The sequence below is a fragment of the Actinoallomurus vinaceus genome (assembly GCF_039542055.1).
Classification (GTDB): Bacteria; Actinomycetota; Actinomycetes; order Streptosporangiales; family Streptosporangiaceae; genus Actinoallomurus; species Actinoallomurus vinaceus.
The window spans coordinates 1-1,307 of sequence record NZ_BAABHK010000050.1; the positions used below are offsets into that span (position 1 = coordinate 1).

The window sequence follows — 1,307 nt, forward strand, 5'->3', positions numbered from 1 at the left end:
GGTGGAGCGCCCCGCGTTGGTTGGAGGCCCTGATACCTGGAAGGGTGAGGGGCTATGGCACCCCCGAGGAAGTACTCGTCTGAGCTGCGTGAGCGCGCGGTCCGGATGGTCCTTGAACTACGTGAGCAGACCGGTGAGAAGACCGGGACGATCGCCCGGGTCGCCGACCAGCTCGGGGTGCATCGCGAGGCGTTGCGGACCTGGATCCGGCAGGCCGAGGTCGATGGTGGGAAGCGCCCGGGGACCACGACCAGCGACGCGCAAAGGATCGCCGAGCTCGAGCGTGAGAACCGTGAACTGCGGCGGGCGAACGAGATCCTGAAGGCCGCCAGTGCGTTTTTCGCCCGGGAACTCGATCCGAAACTGCCGCGCTAGTCGAGTTCATCGATCTTCACCGGGACCGGTTCGGTGTCGAGCCGATCTGCGCTGTCCTGGGATGCGCGCCGTCGACGTATTGGGCGGCGAAGAAACGCGAGCTAATGCCGTCGGCTCGTGCGGTGCGTGACGAACAACTGAAGAAGGAGATCAGGCGGGTGTGGGAAGGCCCGGGCCGGCGCGTGTACGGTGCCCGGAAGGTATGGGCGCAGCTGAACCGCGAAGGCGTCGAGGTCGCCCGGTGCACAGTTGAGCGGCTGATGCGCGAGTTGGGCATCGCCGGTGTATGCGCGGCCCGCAAACGGCCCCGGATCACGGTGGCGGGCGCTGATCGGCCAGGTGACCTGCTGGAACGAGACTTCACCGCGGACGCTCCGGATCGCCGCTGGGTAGCGGACATCACGTATGTCGACACCGCTGCCGGGTGGGGTTATGTCGCGTTCGTGCAGGATTTGTTCTCCCGGGCGATCGTCGGGTGGCAGGTCGCCGATCATCTGGGTGCGGATCTGGCGCTGGACGCGCTGGAAATGGCGATCTGGTCACGTGGCGGCGTTGGCGACGGCCTGGTTCATCATTCCGATCGCGGTGTGCAATATACCTCGATTAGGTATGGCGAGTGCCTGGACCAGATCGGCGCTGCCCGCTCGGTCGGCAGCAAGGGAGATTCCTACGATAATGCCGCCGCCGAATCGCTCAATAGTCTCTACAAGAAAGAGCTCATCGATTTCCGTGGCGGCTGGAAAAACGTCATGGATGTGACGATAGCCACTATGGAATGGGTGGCATGGTACAACACCGAAAGGATACATTCTTACTGCGGGAACATTCCCCCGCGCGAGTACGAGGAAGCGTTCCACCGGTCACGCGGGGCTACACCCCTGGCCGGGTGAGAACCGAGCAATCCGGCCTCCAACTTCGCCGGGGCGGTCCAG

The 1,307-nt window shown here is 64.3% G+C and carries 1 protein-coding gene; it reads left to right on the forward strand.

Translation table 11 applies throughout. The features are described 5' to 3' along the window. The first annotated feature begins 54 nt into the window (after positions 1-54). A protein-coding gene (locus tag ABEA24_RS53300) for an IS3 family transposase (RefSeq protein ID WP_345444750.1) occupies positions 55-1,265 on the forward strand; the annotation gives its coding sequence in 2 pieces (ribosomal slippage) (positions 55-340 and positions 340-1,265; 1,212 coding nt in all). The last annotated feature ends 42 nt before the right edge of the window (positions 1,266-1,307 follow it).